The organism is Streptomyces sp. NPDC060209 (genome assembly GCF_042728155.1).
Lineage (GTDB): Bacteria > Actinomycetota > Actinomycetes > Streptomycetales > Streptomycetaceae > Streptomyces.
In genome coordinates, this window is sequence record NZ_JBHWZS010000410.1 from 1 (window position 1) to 6572 (window position 6572).

Sequence of the window (6572 nt, forward strand, 5' to 3'; positions counted from 1 at the left end):
ACCCTGTACGTGCTGTGGAACCTCACCACGCTGCTCGGCGCCCTGGGCGCCGAGGCCATCGGTGACACCGACGCCTGGGGGCTCGACGCGGCCGGTGAGGACGAGGGCGTTCGGAGTCATGGCATCCACACCAGGCAGACCCGCGGGATGCCCGAAACTCATCGGCGCCCGGGCATGTGTGCCTCAGCTCACCGGGAAGATCCCGGTGTCCAGAGCCTGGCCGAAAGGCTTCGGCGGCGTCTCGCCGTACTCGACCGCTTCCAGGACCCGGTAGGTGCCGTCGCTCGGCTCCCGTACAGGGTCGCGGTTTCGGACGGCCGGTGTGCCAGGGATCGAGCAGCAGGAACAGCCGACACCGGCCCTCGCGTACCCGCGCGCCTCGCCGATGCGGTCGTGAGTGCGCCCATGGCGGTCTCCTCTTATCGGTGCGTCACCTGGGACCTTTCGTTCGGGTGGGGCCGGGCTCGCATGCCGAACGGGACCGGTGGTGGTCCACCGGTCCCGTTCACCCGAAAGGGAAAGCCGCAGGTCAGGCGATACGTTCCCGCACAACCGGCGTGGCGGTGAAGGGCGTGCCGGCCGGGGCGATGTCGTACGAGCCGGGCAGCGCCTTCAGCGCGTACTCGAACTTCTCGGGGGTGTCCGTGTGCAGGGTCAGCAGCGGCTGCCCCTCGGTCACCGTGTCGCCCGGCTTGGCGTGCAGCTCGATGCCCGCGCCCGCCTGGACCGGGTCCTCCTTGCGGGCGCGGCCCGCGCCGAGGCGCCAGGCGGCGACGCCGACGTCGTACGCGTCGAGGCGGGTCAGCACGCCCGAGGACGGGGCGCTGATCACGTGCTGTTCGCGGGCGACGGGCAGCCCGGCGTCCGGGTCGCCTCCCTGCGCGGAGATCATGCGACGCCAGACGTCCATGGCGGAGCCGTCGGCCAGGGCCTTCTCCGGGTCGGCGTCCTTGAGCCCGGCGGCGTCGAGCATCTCGCGGGCGAGCGCCAGGGTCAGGTCGATCACGTCCTGGGGGCCGCCGCCGGCGAGGACCTCGACGGACTCGCGCACTTCCAGGGCGTTGCCCGCCGTCAGGCCGAGCGGTGTCGCCATGTCGGTGAGCAGTGCCACGGTGTGCACGCCGCTGTCGGTGCCCAACGCGACCATGGTGGAGGCCAGTTCGCGGGCGTCCTCGATCGTCTTCATGAAGGCGCCGGAGCCGACCTTGACGTCCAGGACGAGTGCCCCGGTGCCCTCGGCGATCTTCTTGGACATGATCGAGCTGGCGATCAGCGGGATCGCCTCGACGGTGCCGGTGACGTCGCGCAGCGCGTACAGCTTCTTGTCGGCGGGGGCGAGCCCGTCGCCGGCCGCGCAGATCACCGCGCCGGTGGTGCCCAGGACGTCCAGCATCTCGGCGTTGGAGAGGTGGGCGCGCCAGCCGGGGATCGACTCCAGCTTGTCGAGGGTGCCGCCGGTGTGACCGAGGCCCCGGCCGCTGAGCTGCGGCACGGCCGCGCCGCAGGCGGCGACCAGCGGGGCGAGCGGGAGGGTGATCTTGTCGCCGACGCCGCCGGTGGAGTGCTTGTCGGTGGTGGGGCGGGAGAGCGCGCCGAAGTCCATCCGCTCACCTGAGGCGATCATCGCGGCGGTCCAGCGGGCGATCTCCGTGCGGTTCATGCCGTTCAGCAGGATCGCCATGGCCAGTGCGGACATCTGCTCGTCGGCGACCTCGCCGCGGGTGTACGCGTCGATGACCCAGTCGATCTGCTCGGGGCTGAGCTCGCCCCGGTCCCTCTTCGTGCGGATGACGGAGATGGCGTCCATGGGAGGGAGTCCTTCCGGCCGGATGGTTAGGCGAGAGTCCCGTTGACTCTACGCGCATAGAGAGTGAACGTTCCGCCGCGCCGTCCCGGGCGGGCCGGTGGGGCCCGCCCGGGGAACGGGCAGCGGCGGGGGCGCTACCCCAGGTGCTGAGGCCCGAAGGCCTGCGGCAGCATCTCGTCGAGCGTCCGGAGGCCGTCCGGCGTCTCCAGGACGAGCTCAGGCCCTCCGAACTCGTACAGCAGCTGCCGGCACCGCCCGCACGGCACGAGAGCCGCGCCCGCGCCGTCCACGCAGGTGAAGTGGGTCAGCCGGCCGCCGCCCGTGGCGGCCAGCTGCGAGACCAGCCCGCACTCGGCGCACAGGCTGATGCCGTACGAGGCGTTCTCGACGTTGCATCCGGTGATCATGCGGCCGTCGTCGACGAGTGCCGCCGCGCCGACCGGGTAGCCCGAATACGGGGCGTACGCCCGGGACATCGCGTCCCGGGCCGCCTCGCGCAGCGCGTCCCAGTCGACCGGTGCCGCGCTGTCCGTCACTTCCCCTGCCCCTTCCGATAGCGCATGCCGTCCGCCTTCGGCATGCGCAGGCGCTGCGCGGAGAGCGAGAGCACGAGCAGGGTGACGACGTACGGGGTGGCGCTGACGAACTCGGTGGGCACCGTGTCGGTGGCCAGGTACCAGACCAGCACCGCGGCGGCGATGACCGCGCTGACGACACCGGGCACGAAGCGCTTGCGGTAGAGCTTCCAGACCGCGAGGACGGCCAGCATCACCACGAGCAGCAGGAGCAGCGCGTGGACGGACTCACCGCCGTTGCGCAGCTGGAGCGCGTCGGCGAAGCCGAACAGACCGGCACCCATGGCCAGTCCGCCGGGCCGCCAGTTGCCGAAGATCATCGCGGCGAGACCGATGTATCCGCGGCCGCCCGTCTGGCCCTCGTTGTAGATGTGCGAGGTGACCAGGGAGAGGAAGGCGCCGCCGAGACCGGCCATGCCTCCCGAGATGATCACGGCGATGTACTTGTAGCGGTAGACGTTCACGCCCAGGGACTCGGCGGCGACGGGGTTCTCACCGCAGGAGCGGAGCCGCAGGCCGAACGAGGTCTTCCAGAGGACGAAGAACGTGCCCACGAACAGCGCCACGGCCACCAGGGTCAGCAGCGAGACATTGGTGACGAGTCCACCGAGGATCCCCGCGAAGTCGGAGACGAAGAACCAGTGGTGCTGCTCCACCGAGTGCAGCCAGTCCGAGAGACCGGGCACCGTGACCGTGGTGATGCTGTCGGCCGGCGGCGACTGCTTGGGGCTGCCGCCCCTCTCCGCCGCGTCCCCGGTGTTGAACCAGAGCTTGGCCAGGTACGTCGTGAAGCCGAGGGCCAGGATGTTGATGGCGATACCGGAGATGATGTGGTCGACGCCGAACGTGACCGTCGCGAACGCGTGCAGGAGACCTCCGAGCATGCCGCCCACGACACCGGCCAGGACGCCGATCCAGGGATCGGTCTGCCAGCCGGCCCAGGCACCGAAGAAGGTGCCGAGGATCATCATGCCTTCGAGGCCGATGTTGACCACGCCGGCCCGCTCGGACCACAGTCCGCCGAGACCGGCGAGTCCGATCGGCACGGCCATCGAGAGGGCCGCGCTGATCTGACCGGCCGAGGTGACGTCCTGGGCCCCGGTGATGGCCCGCACGGCGGACAGCGCGAGCAGGGCTCCCGCGATGATCAGGAGTATGACGGGGAAACTGAAGCGGGTGCGGCCGCCCTTGCCGCCGGAGACCTTGGGGGCCGCGGGCGGCGGGGTGGAAGTCGCCGTGGCGGTCACGCCGACACCTCCTGCTGGTCGGAGTTACGTGCGGCCTTGGCGGCGAGTTCCGCGCCGACCTTGCTCTGCTGGCGCTTGAGGCCGTACCGGCGGACGACTTCGTAGGCGATGACGACGCACAGGACGATGACGCCCTGGATGACGCCGACGATCTCCTTGTCGTAGCCCTCGAATTCGAGCTTGCCGGTGCCGCGCTCCAGGAAGCCCCAGAGCAGCGCGCCGAGCGCGATGCCGACGGGGTGGTTACGGCCGAGGAGAGCGATGGCGATCCCGGTGAAGCCGATGCCGATCGGGAAGTCGCCGCTGTACTCGTAGCTGTCGTTGAGCAGCGTCGGCATGCCGATCAGGCCGGCCATGCCGCCGGAGATCAGCATGGACGTGACGACCATCTTCTTGACGTCGACACCACTGGCCTCGGCGGCCGAACCGGACTGTCCGACCGTACGGAGATCGAAGCCGAACCGGGTGCGGCTGAGCGTGAACCAGTAGGCGAAGCCTGCGACGACCGCGACCACGATGAAGCCCCAGACGGGCGTCGGCGTGGTCGGGAACTCGAAGAAGTGCGAGGACTCCGGGATCGGAGTGGTGGATACCTTCGTACCCGCCTTGTCGAGGTGTCCCAGACGGCCCTGCTGGAGGAGGTAGCCGATGATCGCCGTCGCGATGGAGTTCAGCATGATCGTCGAGACGACCTCGCTGACTCCGCGGGTGACCTTCAGGAGACCGGCGATACCGGCCCACATCGCTCCGACGATCATCGCGGTGAGGATGATCAGCGGGATCTGGAGTGCGCCCGGCAGGGTCAGCGCCCCGCCGAGTGCGGCGGCGAAGAACGCGGCGAGGCGGTACTGCCCGTCGACGCCGATGTTGAAGAGGTTCATGCGGAAGCCGATGGCGACCGCGAGACCTGCGAGGTAGTAGGTCGTCCCCTTGTTGAGGATGTAGACCTGGCTGTCCGACTTCAGTCCGTAGTCGAACATGATGCCGAAGGCGCTGAACGGTTCCTTGCCGGTGGCGGCGAGCACCAGAGCGGTGACCAGGAACGCGACCACGATCGCGAGCAGCGGGGCGGCGATCCCCAGGAGCAGCCGCTCCTTGTCGAACTTCTTCATCGGTCCTCTCCCCCGTCCCGGGGGTCGGTTTCGGAGCCGTCGGCCCCGGAGTCGTCGCTGCCCGTTCCGCCCGGTGCTTCCAGGTGGCCGGAGGCCGCGCCGGTCATCGCCGAGCCGAGCTCCTCGGGAGTGACGGTCGCCGGGTCGGCGTCCGCCACGAGCTTGCCTCGGTACATGACGCGCAGCGTGTCGGAGAGCCCGATGAGCTCGTCGAGGTCCGCGGAGATCAGCAGGACGGCGAGGCCTTCATGGCGTGCCTCGCGGATCTGGTCCCAGATCTGCGCCTGCGCACCGACGTCCACGCCCCGGGTGGGATGCGCGGCGATCAGCAGCTTGGGGTTGTGGCTCATCTCGCGGCCGACGATCAGCTTCTGCTGGTTGCCGCCGGAGAGCGAGGCGGCGGTGACCTCGATGCCGGGGGTGCGGACGTCGTACTCGCGCACGATCCGCTCGGTGTCGGCGCGCGCCGCCTTCAGGTCGAGGAAGGCACCCTTGCTGTTGGGCTTCTCCGTGACATGGCCCAGCATGCGGTTCTCCCAGAGCGGCGCTTCCAGGAGAAGGCCGTGCCGGTGCCGGTCCTCGGGGATGACGGCCATGCCGTCCTCGCGGCGCTTGCGGGTGGCCGCGCGGGAGATGTCCGCGCCGTCGAGCGTGAGCGATCCGGTGTCGAGGCTGCGCATGCCCATGATGGCGTCGACGAGTTCGGACTGGCCGTTGCCCTCGACGCCCGCGATGCCGAGCACTTCGCCCTTGTGGATCGTGAAGTTGATGCCGTCGAGCACGGCGCGCACCACGCCGTCGGGGTCGGTGGCCGTCAGCCGGAGTTCCTCCACCGTCAGCATCGGGGTGTCGGTGACGGTCGACTCCCGGGTTTCGGGCGAAGGGAGTTCACTGCCCACCATCAGCTCCGCGAGCTGCTTGCTGGTGGTGTGCGCGGGGTCGGCGGTGCCCACCGTCGTACCGCGCCGGATCACGGTGATCTCGTCGGCGACCGACAGCACCTCGCCCAGCTTGTGGGAGATGAAGATGACGGTGAGGCCCTCCGCCTTCAGCTCACGCAGGTTGTCGAAGAGGGCGTCGACCTCCTGCGGCACGAGGACCGCTGTGGGCTCGTCGAGGATCAGGGTGCGGGCGCCGCGGTAGAGGACCTTGAGGATCTCCACCCGCTGGCGGTCGGCGACCCCGAGGTCCTCGACGACGGCATCCGGGCGGATACCGAGGCCGTAGGCGTCCGAGATCTCCCTGATCCTCGCCCGCGCCTTCTCCCCGATACCGTGCAGCTTCTCGGAGCCGAGGACGACGTTCTCGAGGACCGTGAGGTAGTCGGCGAGCATGAAGTGCTGGTGCACCATGCCGATACCGCGGCCGATGGCGTCGCCCGGGCTGCTGAACGAGACCTGTTCACCATCCACCGAGATGGTGCCCTCGTCCGGCTTCTGCATCCCGTAAAGGATCTTCATCAGGGTGGACTTGCCGGCGCCGTTCTCTCCGACGAGGGCATGGACGGTGCCGCGGCTCACCGTGATGTCGATGTCGTGGTTGGCCACGACGCCGGGGAATCGTTTGGTGATGCCGCGGAGCTCTACGGCATGAGGACTGCTGGACGCTTTGATGGCGCACTCTCCTTGGCAGGAGCGGAGGGCGGGCGATGTACGGACACAGCGCGGGGACCGGTGGCGAAAAATACCGCGCTCGGCGGGCACTACGCGCGTAGCGCCACCGAATCGTTGGCCACCCGGTAACAGATGGCGAACCATGCGCACGATACCGACACATGCCGAGGGGCACGGCCCGGAGGTATACGAGAATCGGGGTCCGCAGGCGCGGCGGA

The 6572-nt window shown here is 69.5% G+C and carries 5 protein-coding genes and 2 pseudogenes; 1 reads left to right on the plus strand and 6 read right to left on the minus strand.

What is annotated here, in order from left to right; translation table 11 throughout:
• Positions 1–96: pseudogene (locus ACFWFI_RS39770) on the plus strand (branched-chain amino acid ABC transporter permease); the annotation flags it as partial.
• Between the two features lie 87 nt (positions 97–183).
• Here the strand turns inward: ACFWFI_RS39770 and ACFWFI_RS39775 are convergent.
• The 6 genes and pseudogenes from ACFWFI_RS39775 to ACFWFI_RS39800 all read right to left on the minus strand — a co-directional run.
• Positions 184–396, minus strand: a pseudogene (locus ACFWFI_RS39775) (Uma2 family endonuclease); the annotation flags it as partial.
• Positions 397–529: 133 nt separating this feature from the next.
• Positions 530–1807: a thymidine phosphorylase gene (locus tag ACFWFI_RS39780; RefSeq protein ID WP_387400352.1), complete on the minus strand. Its 1278-nt coding sequence runs from the start codon at positions 1805–1807 to the stop codon at positions 530–532.
• A 134-nt stretch (positions 1808–1941) separates the two neighbouring features.
• Positions 1942–2343: a cytidine deaminase gene (locus tag ACFWFI_RS39785; RefSeq protein ID WP_387400354.1), complete on the minus strand. Its 402-nt coding sequence runs from the start codon at positions 2341–2343 to the stop codon at positions 1942–1944.
• Positions 2340–3629, minus strand: coding sequence for an ABC transporter permease (locus ACFWFI_RS39790; protein WP_387400356.1), 1290 nt, complete (start codon positions 3627–3629; stop codon positions 2340–2342). The genes ACFWFI_RS39785 and ACFWFI_RS39790 overlap by 4 nt, the downstream gene beginning before the upstream one ends.
• On the minus strand, positions 3626–4741 hold the full coding sequence (locus ACFWFI_RS39795) for an ABC transporter permease (protein WP_387400358.1): 1116 nt from the start codon (positions 4739–4741) through the stop codon (positions 3626–3628). The genes ACFWFI_RS39790 and ACFWFI_RS39795 overlap by 4 nt, the downstream gene beginning before the upstream one ends.
• A complete protein-coding gene (locus ACFWFI_RS39800; RefSeq protein ID WP_387400360.1) occupies positions 4738–6354 on the minus strand; it encodes an ABC transporter ATP-binding protein in 1617 nt (538 codons plus the stop codon). Before ACFWFI_RS39800 ends, ACFWFI_RS39795 begins: the two co-directional genes overlap by 4 nt.
• Between the last annotated feature and the right edge of the window lie 218 nt (positions 6355–6572).

Coding starts and splice junctions, on each gene's coding strand:
- ACFWFI_RS39795 (WP_387400358.1), bottom strand. CDS start 4,741: ATGAAGAAGTTCGACAAGGAGCGGCTGCTCCTGGGGATCGCCGCCCCG.
- ACFWFI_RS39780 (WP_387400352.1), bottom strand. CDS start 1,807: ATGGACGCCATCTCCGTCATCCGCACGAAGAGGGACCGGGGCGAGCTC.